Source organism: Pontibacter mangrovi (genome assembly GCF_006385705.1).
Taxonomy (GTDB): Bacteria; Bacteroidota; Bacteroidia; order Cytophagales; family Hymenobacteraceae; genus Pontibacter; species Pontibacter mangrovi.
This window is the reverse complement of sequence record NZ_VFRQ01000001.1, coordinates 22,593-40,168: the sequence shown is the minus strand read 5'-3', so window position 1 is coordinate 40,168 and position 17,576 is coordinate 22,593. Positions and strand designations below refer to the sequence as shown.

Here is a 17,576-nt window from a genome sequence, read left to right as displayed (position 1 = left end):
AAACATGTAGCTAAAACAACTATACCCCCTATTATACCACAGGCATCTTCTAGATTTTACCTTTAAATTTCGAGCTACCCCTTAAAACAGAAGGGCCGCCCCATAATGCATGAGAACTTACTTTTAGGTTTGGCTGTTACTGCTGCCTGAGATATAGTTTATATTTGTGGCGTGAAAAATCGCATCCTCTTTCAACCTTTATACTTTCTGTTCTGGCTCCTATACTTTGTAGTAGCCAGGGCCGTCTTTCTCCTCTATCACCTCGACCGAAGCGCAGAGCTTACCTCCCACGAAGTGATCAACACCTTTATCTATGGTCTGCGGCTGGATGCCTCGTTTGCGGCTTATATCTGTATACTTCCCTTTCTGCTGCTCTTGCTCACCAGCCTGTGGCAACTTTCCTGGGTAAGCAAGGCCTTGCGCTATTATACATATGTGTTGCTGGGGCTGCTCTCCTTTCTGCTTTCCGTGGACCTGGAGCTTTACAGCCATTGGGGATTCCGGCTGGATGCCTCCCCGCTGCAGTACCTGCATTCTCCTGCCGAGATGGCCGCCTCTGCCGCCGGTGCGCCGCTTTTCCTGCTTTTTATAGTAACACTGGCCATTGCGGCCTCTTTCTCTCTGCTCTACCTGCGCCTGTTCGACCTTGGCAAGTATAAGTTTTACCCGAAAAAATGGCTGGCAAGTGTATTGTCGCTCGTTTTTGCTGCTTTGCTGGTGTTGCCGCTGCGCGGGGGCTGGCAGCAGATTCCGATCAACCAGAGCGTGGTATACTTCTCTGACAAGCCTTTTGCCAACCATGCCGGCCTAAACATGCCCTGGAACCTGATGCATGCGATGCTGAAGTATGACAAGTCGGCCAGCAACCCTTACCAATACATGCCGGAGCAGGAGGCAAAGGAGCGCGTGGCGGCGCTTTACAACGCTGTTTCAGCCGATTCTGCTGCGCAGCTGCTAAGGGTACGTAAGCCCAATGTGCTGTTTATCATCCTGGAGAGCTATACAGCCAAGTTTGTCGGGAGCCTGGGCGGGGAGAAAGGCGTAACGCCCAATTTGGATAGATTAGCCGCTGAGGGCATCAGCTTTACCAATATCTACGCCGGCGGCGACCGGAGCGAGAAAGGCATGGTGGCTCTTTTAAGCGGATACCCGGTGCAGACCACCACCTCGATCATCAAGTACCCGCAGAAAACCGAGAAGATGCCGCAGCTAAGCCGGGTGTTCCGGCGTCAGGGCTACAGCACCAGCTACTACTATGGCGGCGAGCTGGAGTTTGCCAACATTAAATCATACTTGCGCAACGGCCACTACAACCGCCTGATCGACAAGTATGATTTCGACCCGAGCACTTATAATTCGAAGTGGGGCGCGCACGACCATGTGCTGTTTGAGCGTGTGCAGCGCGACCTGAAACAGGAACAACAGCCGTTTTTCAGCACGGTTTATACCTTAAGCAGCCACGAGCCTTTTGAGATTCCCATTCCGGCTGCGTTTCCGGGCACGGATGAAGAGGCGCTGTACCGCAACAGTGTGCACTACACGGATTGGGCACTGGGCAAATTTATTAAAGAAGCCAAACAGCAGGAATGGTGGCAGCAGACGCTCGTTATTATTACCGCCGACCATGGCCACCGCTTGCCGGGCAACGACCCGAACCATGCACCTTCCAAATTTCGGATTCCGTTTATACTTACAGGAGGCGCTTTGGCAAAAGGCGGCGTCATCTTCGAGGGCATCGGAAGCCAGACAGATATTGCGGCCACCTTGCTGGCGCAACTGCAGTGGCCGCACCAGCAGTTTACCTGGAGCCGCAACCTCTTAGCCCCGACCACCACTCCTTTTGCCTTCTATGTTTTTAACGACGGCTTTGGCTTTATCACACCGCAGGGCGTGCTGACGTATGACAATGTATCGAAAAAGCCCATTTTAAAAGAAGAAGGCGTTACGGAAGAGCAGCTGGAAAACGGCCAGGCTTACATGCAGGCCTCGTTTGAAGACTTTGTGAAGAAGTGATATCGATTTGAAGATGTGAAGGTTTGGAGATGATAACACAAGTATAAAGTATGGATCCAAGTGTAAAGTTAAAGTATAGCCTAAGCTCCTAAACGATTAGATACTTATGCCATACTTTGGCTAACTAACCATACTTTGGCTAACTAATTAAGAGCCAGCAGCATATTTCCAGATCCTCAACGCGCCACATCTACAAATTAATTTTGTAACTTTGCCCCCTGATTATGAAGAAAGTAGCTTTTTATACCTTAGGATGTAAGCTTAACTACTCCGAAACCAGCACCATCGGGCGTATCTTCCAGGAGCGCGGTTTTGAGAAGGTAGAGTTTACCGATAAACCGGATATCTACGTCATCAATACCTGTTCGGTGACGGATAATGCTGACAAGAAGTGCCGTAAGATTGTGAAGGAGGCGCAGAAGCACGCTCCTGATGCCTTTATAGCCATTCTGGGCTGTTATGCGCAGCTGAAGCCGAAGGAAATCTCCGAGATTCCGGGCGTGGACGCCGTGCTGGGCGCTGCCGAGAAATTCCAGCTGGTGGACATACTGGAGACGTTTGAGAAGAAGGATAAGGCGGAAATTTACGCCAGCCCCATCTCGGAGGCCAACACCTTCCATAACTCCTACTCCTTCGGCGACCGCACCCGCACGTTCCTCAAAGTTCAGGACGGCTGCGACTACTCGTGCACCTTCTGCACCATACCCTTGGCCCGTGGCAACAGCCGCTCCGACAGCATAGAAAACGTGGTAAGGTCTGCTAATGAAATAGCTGAGTCTGGTGTGAAGGAGATCGTGCTGACGGGCGTGAACACCGGCGACTTTGGCCTGCAGGACGGCCAGCGCGTGGAGTCGTTCTATGAGCTGGTGCAGGAGCTGGACAAGGTGGAAGGCATTAACCGCTTCCGCATTTCCTCCATTGAGCCAAACCTGCTCAAGGATGAGATTATTGAGTTTGTAGCTAACAGCCAGCGCTTTATGCCGCACTTCCACGTGCCGCTGCAGTCAGGCTCCAACAAGATCCTGAAGCTGATGCGCCGCCGCTACCTGCGCGAGCTCTACGCCGACCGTGTGGCCAAGATCAAATCGCTGATGCCGCACTGCTGCATCGGTGTGGACGTGATCGTGGGCTTCCCGAGCGAAACGGAAGAAGACTTCCTGGAGACCTACAACTTCATCAATAACTTGGATGTAAGCTACCTGCACGTGTTCCCGTACTCTGAGCGCGAAAACACGCTGGCCCCTGAAATGGAGGGCAAGGTAAGAATAAAAGACCGCAACCGCCGTGCTGATATGCTCCGCATCCTCTCTGAAAAGAAAAAGCGCCACTTCTACGAGCAGAACATTGGCCGCGAGTTTACCGTGCTGTTTGAGGATGACGTAAAGGACGGCCAAATGGAGGGCTGGACAGAAAACTATGTGCGCGTGGTAGCCAAGTATGACCCGGTGCTGGTAAACGAAACCAAGCACGTGCGCCTGACCCAGATCGATGCGCAGGGGCTGATGGAAGCCGAGGAAACTTACCAGGAGTTGCTCAAGCATTAGGTTTTTGCCTGGGAAATGATTTATATTTAGGCTGCGAAATCTTCCAACCAAACTAATTAAGATAAAGCGTGAAAGTTTTAAAAATGACATTAGGTCTGGCTGCCGCCTCTGCCATGATGGTAGCCTGCAACCAAAATGGCGGCTCAACAGCCGCTTCTTCTAACACTGAGATTGCCGCTGGCAAGCCAGACATTGTTTATGTAAACTCTGACTCACTGCTGGCTAACTACGAATATTTTAAGGATGTGCGTGAGCGCCTGCAGACTAAAGCCGAGCAGAAGGAAAAAGACCTGCGTGCACAGGCCGAGTCTTTCCAGAAAGAAGTAGAGCGTTTCCAGCAGAATGCCCCTAGCATGTCGCAGCGCCAGGCCGAGAGCACGCAGCAGCGCCTTATGCAAAAGCAGCAGCAACTGCAGGCCCTGCAGCAGAGCTCAGGCAATGAGTTGATGAGCGAGGAGTCGGAGGAGATGAAGAAGATCTACGACCGCGTGGAGGAGTACCTGAAGCAGCTGAGCGGCGAGGAAGGCTATAAAATGGTGCTGACTTACCAGCGCGGCAACAGCGCCATTCTGTACGGCGATTCTACCCTGGACATCACCGAGAGCGTGGTTACTGCCCTGAACAAAGCGTATGACTCTGAGAAAGCAGAGGCCGACACAGCGAAAAAGGAAGAAACTGCCGATAAAAAAGAAGAAAAGAAGAAGTAAGCTTCATTCTTGCATACTAACAGAAGAGGTCTGCCAACTAATTTTGGCAGGCCTCTTTGTTTTGAAGTATAACTATGGAAAAGCCAGGTGTTATTCCCTGCTGGAAGCAAGTGAAGTATCAAACAAACGCTGCACCCAAAGCTTCTGCCGCAGTGTTATTCATAGCGCAGCGATTCTATCGGGTCGAGCTTAGAGGCTTTGTAGGCAGGGTAATAACCAGACAAAACGCCCACCAGCACACAAATCGACAAGCCAGTAAACACCCACACCCACGGCACAAAGAAACCTGCGCCATCCGCAATTAAAGAAGCGATTCCGTTGCCCATGGCGATACCGAGTAAAATCCCAACCAGCCCTCCCAGCACACAGATTACCACCGCCTCAATCAAAAACTGCTGCCTGATCTGCAGTGAAGTAGCGCCTAGCGCCTTGCGCACGCCAATCTCGCGGGTGCGCTCGTTCACCGATACCATCATAATGTTCATCAGGCCAACGGAGGCACCCAAAAGCGTAATAAAACCGATCACGCCGCCGCCCAGTTTCAGGTAGCCCGAGATTTCATCCAGGCTCTGCACCAGCGAGTCTGATCGCCGGATCTCAAAGGAGTCTTCCTGCCCTAGCCCGTCTTGGCGAATATTGCGCATGGTGCCCGTTGCCTCGCCCATTACATAGTTTAGCTCGTCGGCTCTGAAAATAGCTGTCTTGATGTCGAAGTTAAGCTCAGAGTTTCCGTTCCTTGGTATTTGCCGGCCCGTTTCCAGGGGAATAAGTATGCGGCGGTCGCTGCTGCCGCCCATGCTGCTACCGGCTTTCTCCATCTGGCCCACAATTTTAAACCTCCTGCCTAAAAAAGTGATATACTCGCCGATGGCGTTTTTCTTTTTAAAAAGCGTGCTTGCTATCTCATCCCCCACGACGGCCACATTGGTACCCTGTTCCTGCTCAAAACTGGAAAAATCGCGGCCCTTCTCCAGGTTCAGGTTGTTGTTGACCATGTAGTTTTCGTCGGCACCCACAATGCTAATGTTCGGGTTGGTCTTATCGGTTTCGCTTTTTACCACAGTGGCCCCAGAAATAAAGGCAGAAAGGCTCACGCGTGCCTCGTCCTTCATCAGGTCTTTGTACTGCGTGGCCTGGTCATAGGAAATGTTAGGGTATACTTTCTCGATGCGCCCGCCCTGGCTGCCTCTGTTGTTCATGCCTTTGCGACGGATGTCGAAAGAATTGGCGCCCAGGTTCGAAAAAGTCTGCGTTAGCGAGTACTTCATACTGTCCACTGCCGTAAGTATACCCACCAGCGACATGATGCCGATAGAAATGATCAGGCCCGTCAGCACTGTGCGCAACAGGTTACTTTGTATGGCTCTCAGGCCTTCCAGTATGTTTTCTATCAGATTCATACGTTAAAGAGATGCGCGCATTTCATTTGTTTACGTTATGTATAAAAACCGGCGCACTGCTTCTAAGATAGTAGCATTTTCTGAAAAAATAAGCACTTTTATACCTTCGACTGTATTTTAAAGACAAACCCGATGTTTTTCCGTATTACCGCTCTTCTGCTCTGCCTGTTCACGTTCTGCCTGCCTGCCTTGGCCAGCACCATTCTTATCCCGATGGATGAGACACAGAAAGACCATCTGAAATCTTACGGCGTGGCTTATTGGGTGCTGAGCAAAGAGATACCCGTGGACTGGCTGCTGAATTACCGCGGCGGCAGCTTCGCCTTTCAGCACCTGCCACAGCTAGAGAATGAGCTGATTGTGCGGGGCGTGAGCTACACCGTTATTTCGGACGCGCAATACAACAGCATCCTGACCGAGGTAGCCGCCCCGGACGCAAACATGGACATCATGAAGCTGGAGAAAGTGCCGAAGGTGGCGGTATACTCACCGAAGTCCAAAATGCCCTGGGATGACGCCGTGACGCTGGTGCTGACTTATGCCGAAATCCCCTACGACGTTATTTACGACAAAGAGATCATCCAGGGAGAGCTGCCCAAGTATGATTGGCTGCACCTGCACCACGAGGACTTTACGGGCCAGTACGGTAAGTTTTACGCCAGCTACCGCCATTACCCCTGGTACCAGGAGCAGCAGCGGGAAGCAGAAGAGTCGGCTGCAGAGCTTGGCTTTAAGAAAGTGTCGGAGCTGAAACTAGGGGTGGTGAATAAGATAAAGGAGTTCACGGCCGGGGGCGGCTTCCTGTTCGCCATGTGCTCTGCCACGGATACCTATGACATTGCCCTGGCCGCCGAGGGCCTAGACATTGTAGAGGCCATGTTTGACGGCGACGCAGCCGATCCTAACGCGCAGCAGAAGCTGGACTACAGCAAGACTTTCGCCTTCAAGGATTTCAGGATATCGCGCAACCCGCTGGAGTATGAGTACTCTGATATTGACATGCAGCCGCAGGAGCGCCCCGTAACGGAGGCAAACGACTATTTTCAGCTGTTCACCTTCTCTGCCAAATGGGACCCAATCCCCACCATGCTCACACAGAACCACGCCAAAACTATCAAAGGCTTTATGGGCCAGACCACTGCTTTCAGAAAGAGCCTGGTGAAGCCGGAGGTGGTGATTATGGGCGAGAACAAGGAGTTAGGCGAAATCCGCTACATGCACGGCACGTACGCCCGCGGCACCTGGACCTTCTACGGCGGCCACGACCCGGAGGACTACCAGCACCTGGTGGGCGAAGACCCAACCGACTTGGCGCTGCACCCGAACTCTCCCGGTTACCGCCTTATCCTCAACAACATCCTCTTCCCAGCCGCCAAAAAGAAAAAGCAGAAGACTTGATTGTTGGATTGTTAAATTGTTGTTTTTCTACTTTGTAGAGGCTAATAACACTTGGAAATTTCAAGCCATTGGAAGGTTAAGCTTATTATCTCTCCAGCGCGTGGTATAAGGTTCTCAGATATAGAACCAATAACAATACAACAATCAACAATTAAACTAATGCATCCTATCCGGGCGGGGCTCCAGGGTGCGTATGATGTCGGCTTCGATAGCCAGCAGTTCTTTCAGGCGGGCATCTACTTCTTCGGCAGGCATGTACTCTTTGGCCAGCTTCACAAAGCCCACATAATGCCCCGCTTCCGAGACCATCAGTTCGTAGTAAAACTTCTGCAGCTCCTCGTCCTGGATGTTCTTCCAGAGCAGTTTAAAGCGCTCGCAGCTGCGTGCCTCAACCAGGGCGTTCACCAGCAGGTGGTCCATCAGCTGGCGCTCCCGCTTTCCTCCTTTCCGAATGTGCTTCGTCAGCTCCACCACGTACTCGTCGGGCCGGTTGCGGCCAAGGCCATACCCGCGCTTCTTCAGCTGCTCCATCACCCGCTCAAAATGGCTCCACTCCTCAGCAACCAGCTCGGTCATCTCCTCTACCAGCCGTTCCTTGTCGGGGTACTTCACTATCAGCGAGATGCCCGAGGTGGCGGCTTTCTGCTCGCAATAGGCATGGTCTACCAGAATCTCCTCAATGTTCTTTTCAGCAATGTTTACCCAACGCGGGTCGGTGGGCAGCTCCAGGCGAAGGATGGTTTTGGTTGGTTGTGATGCAGTAGACATGGGTGCGTAAATTTAAATAAGCGAATCTGGGTATGAGCAAGTTGTCGGTGCTTCCCCTCCTGTGCCATCACCGCTATATATTAAAATTAGAAAGTATAAAGCCTCAGATTAAAGTATAAGATTCCGAGTGTTTAACAATTAACAATTAACAATCATCAATTAACAATTGCCTGTCATTAATCAAAGAAGCGCCATTTCAGGCCGAACACAAAGCTGCGGCGCATGGCTGGGTAGAGCGGCGTCAGGAAATAAACCGGCTCGCCAAGGCCTAGGTTGGCATGGCTCAGTTTCAGAAAGAGGTTCACGGTTTTGATATCGGCATTCAGAAACAGATCCAGCACCGGGTAATCCTGCACCATAAAACCGTTCTGCAAATAGAACTGCTGCGTTACCGGCATGTAACCGTAAGCCTCATAGCCTGTGGCATAAGTACCCTGCACGCCTATCTGCATATAAAGCGCATTTTTAAACAGCGGCCCCTGCAGGTACAGCTTAGACTCTACCAGCCAGTCGGGCATGCGGATAGTAGATGCTTCATCGGTGTTGTTATAGGACACCACATTATCGAAATGCAACGGACCGAAGAAGATCCGGTGCTCCAGGCTGCCGCCCCAGAAGCGCTGGTTGGTGTTGGCCTGTGCTGGCTCGGCATCCTGGTTAAAGTATACCCAACGCTTGATGTTGTTGTAGTAGGCGTCCAGCTTCAGGTACTGGCGCTTTCCAATTTTCTGATGCAGCCCGGCCTCAAACCTGTCAATGACAATGTTCCCAAAGTCTTCGTTCCACTTGTAGTGGTTGCTCAAAATGTACTGCTGCATCAAGGTTGGAGAGAACAGCACCCGCTCCAGGGAGCCGTAGGCGCCGCCCAGACGTGCCATGCCTTTAATTCGGTAGTCGCCGGCCAGTTGGTACACTGCCTGCCCGGTAAGCTCGGCCAGTTCTTTGTAAAACACCCGCACGTTGCCCCCTATCAGGACCTGGTTATACTTGCTATCCTGGCCGATGCGCTGAAACACGTCGCCAGAATTCAGCACCGAATCTGGCAGTTCTGCGGCATTGCGGATCGAGTCGATGGCCGTATAGGTGATCCCGGCGTTCCGCAGCTTCAGGTAAGCAGTGTAGGAAGAAAGCTTGTTGTTACCAGTCAAGCCAAAGGTGTTTTCCAACTCGCTATACTCGGTGACGTCATTGGTTTTGGAGGTGCTGTACCTGAACTGCGGGTATAAGTAGGAGGTTCCTTCAACCGGCATATCCTCTAACAGCGGCGATGGCTCCACCAGGCCTTGCGGAATGGCGTCATCCGTATACTCGTTCCGCTGCCGGTAATAATCAAAAGTATGGTATACTTTCAGGTTTTCTTTTGCCAGCCGGAAGATGTGGGTCAGGTGCAGGTTGTTGCGCGACTCCTCGTTCATGGCCTGCGTTAGGTAAACCGGCGCCTCTTCATACTTCTCCAGCACCTCCTGGCCACCGGCTGTCGTGTCAATTCCACCGGACTCCACCTGCTCCACCTTCATAAATGTGTAGTTAAAGAACAGGTCGTAGCGTTCATTCTCAGAGCGATAATGGGTAAAAGCCTTTACCGCCTGATTGTCGAGAAAGCCTTTGGAACGGCTCTGTGAGCCGGGCCCTATCTGCTGGTCGGCGGAGAGGATCTGGTAGGCCACGCCGAAGTTCCAGCGCGGGTTGATGTTACGGGTGTGCAACGCCTCAAACACCTGCTCGCCCTGGCCTCCCTGCACATAGTATAAATGCGTGTAAGGTGAGCGCGTATCATAGTAATTGATGCGCTGTGGATCGTAGGCATAGCGGTCGAAGATGGTTTTTCCGAGCCGAACCCCTATTTTTTTTGGAACCTGAAAAAGCAGGGGCGTGGCGGCGGTGCCCACGTTGCCCAGGTGCTGGTAAAAGATGGTGTCGTTAAACCAGAAGCGCTCGTTGTGCAGGTTATTCAGCGAGGTGTCTATGGGAGTGGCCTCGTAGCGCCCTTCCAGCACATCCTGCTCGTACAGGCGCAGCACCGTGGTAGGCCCGTAAATTGTCTTGGTCGTGTCGTCAATAATCTGTGCAGACGCGGCAATGCTCAACAGCATCAGCCCCTGCACGAAAAGTATGTAAGCAAACAGTCTTTTTTTCACGTTCCAAAAATAGGCAAATATTACAGGAATTTCGCACCCTTAGCCTTGCAGGCGTTTTTGCACATGCTGCAGCACCAGTTCGTCGAGCCGTTTCCCCCCTTCTGTAAACTGTACTTCTATCGGCACAAAAAAGATGGGCAAGTTTCTGGTGAGGGGCAGCAAAGGCTTATCTGTGAGTTTTACGGCATCTTTTCGGGTGGTGATGACGGAGGCGCCTGAAAAAGCCGGCCGCTGCAACAAGTCTGCCAGCTTATCTATATCCAGCCGGGTATACTGGTGGTGGTCCGGAAAGTCCAGGTGCTCCAGGATCGTATAGCCCTGCTCCTGCAAGTATACTTTTAGCGGCTCAGCATTGGCAATTCCGGTCAACAGCACTATCTTTTTCTTAGAAAATGATGCCGCATCTCCAATGGCCACCGGTGAGCCGTAGGCAAAAGTGGAGAAAAAAACGGGCGTATTCGGCAAGGCATACCGCTGCACCTGCGCCAGTATCCTCTCCCGCTCCTGCTGCCCTATGCCAACTGGACACTTGCTCACAATCACAACATCAGCACGCCGGGCGCCGCTTCTTGGTTCCCGCAGCCTGCCCGCCGGCAACACATAATCCACGTAAAATGGGCGGTTGTAATCTGTTATCAGGATGTTGAGCGAGGGCTGCACAGGCCGGTGCTGCATGGCATCGTCCAGCACCACTACCTGCAGGTTCGGCACCAGCTCTTGCAGTTGCTCGATACCTTTCACGCGATCCTCGCACACAGCCACAGCAACATCCTTAAAATCAAGATGGTATTGAAATGGCTCATCCCCAAGTATGGCAGTCGTGGCGGAAGCATCAGCAAGTATAAATCCTTTGCTCTGGCGCTTGTAGCCGCGGCTAAGCGTGGCCACTTTATACGAGTGCAACAGGCGCAGCAGGTACTCCACGTGCGGGGTTTTCCCGGTGCCTCCCACCGTCAGGTTACCCACCGCGATAACCGGCAGACCGAACTGCCGCGAAGGCAGCAGCCCTTTGTCGTAACCCAGGTTGCGAAAGTGCATGATGCCCCCGTAAAGCTGCGAAAAAGGCCAAAGCGGTATCTGTAGATAGCTGTGCATGGTTTTGAATCGCGTGCAATTTACGTTAATTTTAGCGAGCAAAAGCCACGCATACGACGAAAGACGAGAACGATGACAAAAATAAAGGACATAACAGCCCTGCTGGAGCAGCTTGCCCCGCTCCGCTACCAGGAAAGCTACGACAACGCCGGCCTGCAAACCGGCGACGCCAACGCAGAGGTAAGCGGCGTGCTCGTAACCCTGGACTGCACCGAGGAAGTGTTGGAGGAGGCATTGGCGAAAGGCTGCAACCTGGTGGTGGCGCATCACCCGGTCATTTTTAAAGGGCTGAAACAGCTCACGGGCCGCAGCTACGTGGAGCGCACCATCATCAAGGCCATCCAAAACAACATCGCCATCTACGCCAGCCACACCAACCTAGACAACGTGCTGCACGGCGTGAACACCAAGATCGCCGACAAACTGGGCCTTCGGCAGCAGCGCATCCTTGTCACGAAGCCCTCAACCCTGATGCAACTGGTAACCTTTGTGCCAGTGGAGCAGACAGATGGGGTGCTGGCAGCGCTGCATAAGGCGGGAGCGGGCAATATTGGCGAGTACAGCGCCTGCAGCTTCAGCGTTACCGGCACAGGCCGTTTTACCCCTTCCGAGCAGGCAAACCCGGCTATTGGCAGCGCCAACCAAGCTGAGCAGGTGCAGGAAAACCGGCTGGAGCTTCTGTTTCCGGCGGTGCTGCAGGGCAGAATTATGGCAGCCCTTAAAGAGGCGCACCCCTATGAGGAGGTGGCGCATTACCTCTACAACCTCGAAAACCAGAACCAGGAAGTTGGCATCGGCATGATCGGGGAACTGGAGCAGGAACTGAGCGAGGAGGCGTTTCTGAGCTATTTGAAAGAGAAAATGAAGCTGCAGGGCCTGCGATATACCTCAATCGGCAACCAAAAGGTAAAGCGGGTGGCCGTGTGCGGCGGCGCCGGCAGTTTCCTGATAAAAGACGCGCTGCGCCAAGGCGCCGACGCCCTTGTAACAGGCGATGTGAAATACCATGAATTCTTCGATGCAGAAGGCCAGCTGATGATCGCCGACATCGGCCACTACGAAAGCGAGGTATACACAAAGGAGATATTTTATGACGTTATTTCAAAAAGTTTTCCTAATTTTGCAGTCTTAATATCAGAAGTAAACACTAACCCCGTCAGATACACTTTTTAATACATGGAAAGTACTGTAGCCAGCAAACTGGAAGCGCTAAATAAGCTTCAAAGCATCGATTCACAGCTTGATGAAATAAGACGCGTAAGAGGAGACCTGCCGGAAGAGGTGCAGGACCTGGAAGATGAGATTGAAGGCTATGAAGTGAGGGTTCGTAAGTTTGATGATGAGGTAGCCGCCCTGAACGATTCTATCGCGCAGCGCAAACAGGCGATCAAAGACTCGGAAAGCCTTATCCGCAAGTATGAGGATCAGCAGCAGAATGTTCGCAACAACCGCGAGTATGACGCCATCACCAAAGAAATTGAGCTTCAGAAACTGGAGATCCAGATCTCTGAGAAGAAAATTAAAGAGGCCAATTACCAGATAGAGCAGAAAAATAGCGAAATAGAAGGCACCAAGCACCGCCTGGAAGAACGCCGCAAGGACCTGGAAAATAAGCAGAAAGAGCTGGAGCAGATCGTAGCTGAGAGCCAGGAGGAGGAGAAAAAGCTGGAGGATGAGCGCCAGAAGGCCGCTTCCGGCGTAGAAGACCGCCTGCTGAGCGCCTATACCCGTATCCGCAAGAACGTTAGAAACGGACTTGCCGTGGTATCTGTAAAGCGCGATGCCTGTGGAGGCTGCTTCAACACGGTTCCGCCGCAACGCCAGGCCGATATTGCTGCCCAGAAGAAAATCATCGTTTGCGAGCACTGCGGCCGTATACTTGCCGGTGTAGAACTGCGCGTAAGCTAATACCCACGTATCAATCTTGAGCGAGAATCGCTTGCATACAATAAAAAAAAGGATGGCTAACCCCCATCCTTTTTTTATGCTGCTGCTTCTGGCGCTGCTCCATTCGGCTGCCGTGGCCTCTCCCGTGTTCACTGCCCGGCACAACGCTGTTTACCAGGAGCTGCTCAAACTGAAAGTAGCCCGCGGCAGAACGTTGCTAAAACCGCACCTGCAGCAAGAGCCCCAAAACCCCATCAACCTGCTGCTGGCAAACTACGCTGACTTCCTGGAGCTGTGCGTGCAACAGGACCAGCAAAAGTATGATGCGCTCCTGGAAGCGCAGGAGAAGCGGCTACAGACGCTGGAGGATTTACCTGTACAGGAAGTATGGGCGAAGTATGGCCAGGCAGAAGTTAGACTTCAGGTCGGGCTTTCTAAAGTTCTATTCGGCAACCGCTTATCTGCTGCGTGGGACATCCGAAAGGCTTACCTGAAGTATAGAGAGATCGGAGAGCAGCACCCTAATTTTACCTCTTATAAAAAGAGTCTTGGCGTGCTGCAGGTGCTCATCGGGTCGGTGCCGGACAAGTATAAATGGTTCCTAAGCATTATTGGCATGCAGGGCAGCATCAAGCAAGGCATGGAAAACCTCCGGCTAGCCGCTACGGCCAATGCCCCGTTCAACCAGGAAGCAGAGCTGCTGCACACGGTGATGCTGCACATGACGGCCCCGGACCAGGAGCGACAGGCGCTGCGGCAGGTTGAGGCCATAGCTACCCGGCAGCCGGACAACCTCCTGTTCCAGTTTGCCGCAATGCACCTGCTCAAGAAAACGCAGTCTAGCGAGGCAGCGCTGAAAACATACTTAAACCGGCCCAAGAGCCAGGAGTACCTTTCTTTCCCGTACCTGCACCACATGGCTGCTGACCTGTACCTGTTCCGGGGCGAGTATGCGCAGTCTGTGCGGGAGAACCGGCTGTTCCTGCAGCTGCACAAGGGGCAGCACTACCTGAAGGCCGCCAACTATAAACTGTACCTAGCATACGCGCTTAATGGCCATATACCGCAGGCGCAGTGGTTTTTGCAGCAAATTCCTGAAGTTGGACTTGAGGAAACCGAGGAAGACCGCTACGCCGCTAAGTATGCCCTAAGGCAGGAACCGCTGGTAAAGCCGCTGATGCAGGCACGCCTCCACTCCGATGGGGGTTACTATAAGGAAGCCCTGCAGGCGCTCGGGCAACTGCAGGTAAACAAATTCACCCTGAAAGCTGTGCAGGCAGAGTATTACTACCGCAAAGCCCGCATCCTCCACGGCACCGACTCGCTGCGCCAGGCGCTGCCGCTATACCAAAAAGCCATTGCCCTGTGCCAGGGCACAGACTTATACTTTGCGCCAAGCGCCTGCCTGCAGTCAGGGTATATTTACCAGGAACTACGCCAGCCTGACAGAGCCCGCCAATACTTTAAAAAGGCGCTTAGCTATAGGCAGCACGAATACAAGAACAGCATCGACTCCAAAGCAAAAATCGCATTGTCAGATTTATAACATCATGTATAAGAAAGAGATACAGCTTCGTGATTTACCTATAAGTATGGATGCGTTCCGGCTTAAAGCCTTGGCCTGGGCTGATGGACATGCGCTGGCAGCCTATTATACCTGCAACGGCATTGCTTACCCGCACCAGGGCTTTGAGGATATGCTGGCAGTTTCGAAGGCCGATGTGCTGCCAGTGCAGCAGGAGAATGCCTTTGAGAGCCTACGCGGGCTGTTGCAACCACCGCACGGACTGTTATGCGGTTATTTGAGCTACGACCTGAAAAACCAGACGGAGCAACTGAGCAGCCAAAACGAGGACGGGCTCGGGTTTCCGCTGTTGACATTTTTCGCCCCGGAGGCATACTTATACTTTAACAGCAACAGTATAACGGTCTATTCCTTAAGTAAAAACACAGATACCATACTTGCGGATATACTGGCTACGCCCAAGCCCTCGCCGGCCGCTCCCCAACGTATAAACCTGCAGCAGCGGGTTTCAAAGAAACGGTACATAGCCCAGGTGGAGCAGGTAAGGCAGCACATACTGGAGGGTGATGTGTACGAGCTGAACTACTGCATGGAGTTCTTTGCTAAGGAGGTAAAACTAGAGCCCCTGCCCCTCTACCTGGCACTGAACCAGGCCTCTCCCACGCCTTTTTCCGGATACCTGAAACTGCACGACAAATACCTGCTCTGCGCTTCTCCTGAACGCTTCCTGAAAAAGGAGGGTCATAAGCTAATTTCCCAGCCCATCAAGGGCACCATCCGCCGCGGCAGCACCCCCGAGGAAGACCTGCAGCTACAGCACCAGCTCCGCCACGACGAAAAAGAGCTGGCCGAGAACATGATGATCGTGGACCTGGTGCGCAACGATTTAAGCCGCTCCTGCGCCACCGGAACCGTGCGGGTAGAAGAAATGTTCGGGATTTACGGCTTCCGGCAAGTATCGCAGATGATCTCGACGGTGGTGGGCGAATTGAGGCCGGAAAAGGACCTGGTGGATGCATTGCTCGGCGCCTTCCCGATGGGAAGCATGACCGGAGCGCCCAAGATCAGCGCCATGCAACTCATAGAGGAGTTGGAAGACACCAGGCGCGGGCTTTATTCCGGGGCCTTCGGCTACATCAAGCCCAACGGCGACTGCGACTTCAACGTCGTGATCCGAAGCATGCAGTATAATGCCAGCCAAGGCTACCTCAGTTTTATGGTCGGCAGCGCCATCACCTACGACTCTGACCCTGAACGGGAGTATGAGGAGTGCCTGCTGAAAGCCAAAGCCATGCTGCAGGTGCTGGGGGTTTAGGAGAGAGAGCATGATAGTGCAGCCGTAAAGTATAAAACAGAGTTAAAACTCCTTGGCTAGACGCTTTTCAGGCATTCCAGATAAGTAAGGCAGAAGGAAAGTGTTTTGGAAGTATAAATTTTAGAGCCGGCTTCTCATCCTAATCAATTTGTGAATCAACGGGTAGTAAACATGCAGACAATTACAATTCCGCACTCTTAAAATTCGGCAATACTTCCCTGCCATTCTGTCACATTTTAGAGAACATTATAGTATATTTGCAGCTATAATTGAGGTAACATGGATCCAATAGTAGACTTAGACTTTATAGATAACCGCACGCCCGAGCAGGCCGCCGCCTGCGACACGAAGGTGACGGAAGAGACAAACACCGGAAAATCACGCAAGCTGTACATCGAGAGCTACGGCTGCGCCATGAACTTTTCAGACAGCGAAATCGTGTCGTCGATCATGTTTGACCAGGGCTTCGACACCACCTCTGAAATTGAACAGGCAGACCTGGTTTTCCTGAACACCTGCTCTATACGCGAAAAGGCCGAGCAGACAGTGCGCAACCGCCTGGGCCAGATCAACTACTATAAAAAGAAAAAGCCGGAGATGATGATCGGGATACTGGGCTGTATGGCCGAGCGCCTGAAGAAATCCCTTCTGGAAGAAGAAAAGATCGTGGACCTGGTTGTTGGCCCCGACGCCTACCGCGACCTGCCGAACCTGGTGAACAACGTGGACAGCGGGCAGAAAGCGGTTAACGTGCTGCTTTCCCGCGAGGAAACCTATGCCGACATCAACCCTATCCGCCTGAACAGCAATGGCGTGAGTGCTTTTATCTCGATTATGCGTGGCTGCGACAACATGTGCTCTTTCTGCGTGGTGCCCTTCACCCGTGGCCGGGAGCGCAGCCGTGACGCCTACTCCATCGTGCGTGAGGCCGAGGCGCTGGTAGCGCAAGGTTATAAAGAGGTAACGCTGCTGGGCCAGAACGTTGACTCTTACAAATGGGCCTCAGAAGACGGAGCTGAAACTGTGAACTTCGCGCAGCTTTTAGAAAAAGTGGCGCTAGTTGCCCCTAACCTGCGCGTGCGTTTCTCTACCTCCCACCCGAAAGACATTACCGATGAGGTGCTGCATACGATGAAAAAGTATGATAACATCTGTAAGTATATTCACCTGCCGGCCCAGAGCGGCAACTCCCGCGTGCTGGAGCTCATGAACCGCACCTACGACCGCGCGTGGTACATCAACCGCGTGGACGCCATCCGAAATATACTTGGCGAGGACTGCGGCATATCTTCCGATATGATTGCCGGCTTCTGCTCAGAAACCGAGGAAGAGCACCAGGACACGCTTTCACTGATGGATTATGTGCAGTACGACTATTCTTACATGTTCTTCTATTCTGAGCGGCCGGGCACCCTGGCAGCGCGCAAACTGGAGGATGATGTGCCGCTGGAGGTAAAGAAGCGCCGTCTGGCCGAGATTATCGAAAAGCAGCGCGAAACCTCATTGGCCCGCAACCAGCGTGATGTGGGTAAGGTGCACAAGGTGCTCGTGGAAGGCTTCTCCAAGAAGTCGGAAGAGCAATTGAGCGGCCGCAACGACCAGAACAAAGTGGTGATCTTCGATAAGAAGCACTACAAAAAAGGCGATTACGTGAACGTGTTTGTGCACGACTGCAGCGTAGGCACCCTGTTCGGGGAAGCGGTAGATTAGATTTGGAAATATGAAGATGAGAAAATTTGAAAATCAAACATTACCATCTTCAAAACCCTGCATTTCCAAATCTTCA

The 17,576-nt window shown here is 52.5% G+C and carries 13 protein-coding genes; 9 read left to right on the top strand and 4 right to left on the bottom strand.

Going from position 1 to position 17,576, the window contains the following annotated elements; genetic code table 11:
• The first annotated feature begins 171 nt into the window (after nucleotides 1–171).
• The 3 genes from FJM65_RS00180 (at nucleotide 172) to FJM65_RS00170 (ending at nucleotide 4,264) form a co-directional block, all read left to right on the top strand.
• Complete coding sequence (locus FJM65_RS00180) at nucleotides 172–2,013, top strand: LTA synthase family protein (RefSeq protein ID WP_140618121.1); 1,842 nt, start codon at nucleotides 172–174, stop codon at nucleotides 2,011–2,013.
• A 224-nt stretch (nucleotides 2,014–2,237) separates the two neighbouring features.
• Nucleotides 2,238–3,557: a tRNA (N(6)-L-threonylcarbamoyladenosine(37)-C(2))-methylthiotransferase MtaB gene (gene mtaB, locus FJM65_RS00175; RefSeq protein ID WP_140618119.1), complete on the top strand. Its 1,320-nt coding sequence runs from the start codon at nucleotides 2,238–2,240 to the stop codon at nucleotides 3,555–3,557.
• A 68-nt stretch (nucleotides 3,558–3,625) separates the two neighbouring features.
• Entirely contained in the window at nucleotides 3,626–4,264 is a 639-nt protein-coding gene (locus tag FJM65_RS00170; RefSeq protein ID WP_239022772.1) for an OmpH family outer membrane protein, read from the top strand.
• A 155-nt stretch (nucleotides 4,265–4,419) separates the two neighbouring features.
• Here FJM65_RS00170 and FJM65_RS00165 read toward each other — a convergent pair whose 3' ends face one another.
• On the bottom strand, nucleotides 4,420–5,664 hold the full coding sequence (locus tag FJM65_RS00165) for an ABC transporter permease (RefSeq protein WP_140618117.1): 1,245 nt from the start codon (nucleotides 5,662–5,664) through the stop codon (nucleotides 4,420–4,422).
• A 132-nt stretch (nucleotides 5,665–5,796) separates the two neighbouring features.
• Between FJM65_RS00165 and FJM65_RS00160 the strand changes: the two genes are divergently transcribed.
• Nucleotides 5,797–7,062 carry an asparagine synthetase B gene (locus FJM65_RS00160; protein ID WP_140618114.1) on the top strand — a complete coding sequence of 422 codons (1,266 nt, stop codon included), beginning with the start codon at nucleotides 5,797–5,799 and terminating at the stop codon, nucleotides 7,060–7,062.
• A 156-nt stretch (nucleotides 7,063–7,218) separates the two neighbouring features.
• On the opposite strand, the gene miaE is transcribed toward FJM65_RS00160, so the two are convergent.
• From miaE to lpxK, 3 genes are all read right to left on the bottom strand, one after another.
• Nucleotides 7,219–7,830 (bottom strand): tRNA-(ms[2]io[6]A)-hydroxylase, encoded by a 612-nt coding sequence (gene miaE, locus FJM65_RS00155; protein WP_140618112.1) that lies wholly within the window; start codon nucleotides 7,828–7,830, stop codon nucleotides 7,219–7,221.
• 176 nt (nucleotides 7,831–8,006) lie between these two features.
• Nucleotides 8,007–9,968: a putative porin gene (locus FJM65_RS00150; RefSeq protein ID WP_140618110.1), complete on the bottom strand. Its 1,962-nt coding sequence runs from the start codon at nucleotides 9,966–9,968 to the stop codon at nucleotides 8,007–8,009.
• 39 nt (nucleotides 9,969–10,007) lie between these two features.
• Entirely contained in the window at nucleotides 10,008–11,063 is a 1,056-nt protein-coding gene (gene lpxK, locus FJM65_RS00145; protein WP_140618108.1) for a tetraacyldisaccharide 4'-kinase, read from the bottom strand.
• Between the two features lie 72 nt (nucleotides 11,064–11,135).
• Between lpxK and FJM65_RS00140 the strand changes: the two genes are divergently transcribed.
• The 5 genes from FJM65_RS00140 (at nucleotide 11,136) to miaB (ending at nucleotide 17,500) form a co-directional block, all read left to right on the top strand.
• The gene (locus FJM65_RS00140; protein ID WP_140618106.1) at nucleotides 11,136–12,236 is read left to right on the top strand and encodes a Nif3-like dinuclear metal center hexameric protein; all 1,101 of its coding nucleotides are present in this window, start codon (nucleotides 11,136–11,138) and stop codon (nucleotides 12,234–12,236) included.
• A gap of 3 nt (nucleotides 12,237–12,239) precedes the next feature.
• A complete protein-coding gene (locus tag FJM65_RS00135; protein WP_140618103.1) occupies nucleotides 12,240–12,971 on the top strand; it encodes a zinc ribbon domain-containing protein in 732 nt (243 codons plus the stop codon).
• Nucleotides 12,972–13,047: 76 nt separating this feature from the next.
• Complete coding sequence (locus FJM65_RS00130) at nucleotides 13,048–14,496, top strand: TTC39/IML2 family protein (RefSeq protein WP_239022771.1); 1,449 nt, start codon at nucleotides 13,048–13,050, stop codon at nucleotides 14,494–14,496.
• Between the two features lie 4 nt (nucleotides 14,497–14,500).
• A complete protein-coding gene (locus tag FJM65_RS00125) occupies nucleotides 14,501–15,790 on the top strand; it encodes an anthranilate synthase component I family protein (RefSeq protein ID WP_239022770.1) in 1,290 nt (429 codons plus the stop codon).
• 279 nt (nucleotides 15,791–16,069) lie between these two features.
• Nucleotides 16,070–17,500: a tRNA (N6-isopentenyl adenosine(37)-C2)-methylthiotransferase MiaB gene (gene miaB, locus FJM65_RS00120; RefSeq protein WP_140618098.1), complete on the top strand. Its 1,431-nt coding sequence runs from the start codon at nucleotides 16,070–16,072 to the stop codon at nucleotides 17,498–17,500.
• The last annotated feature ends 76 nt before the right edge of the window (nucleotides 17,501–17,576 follow it).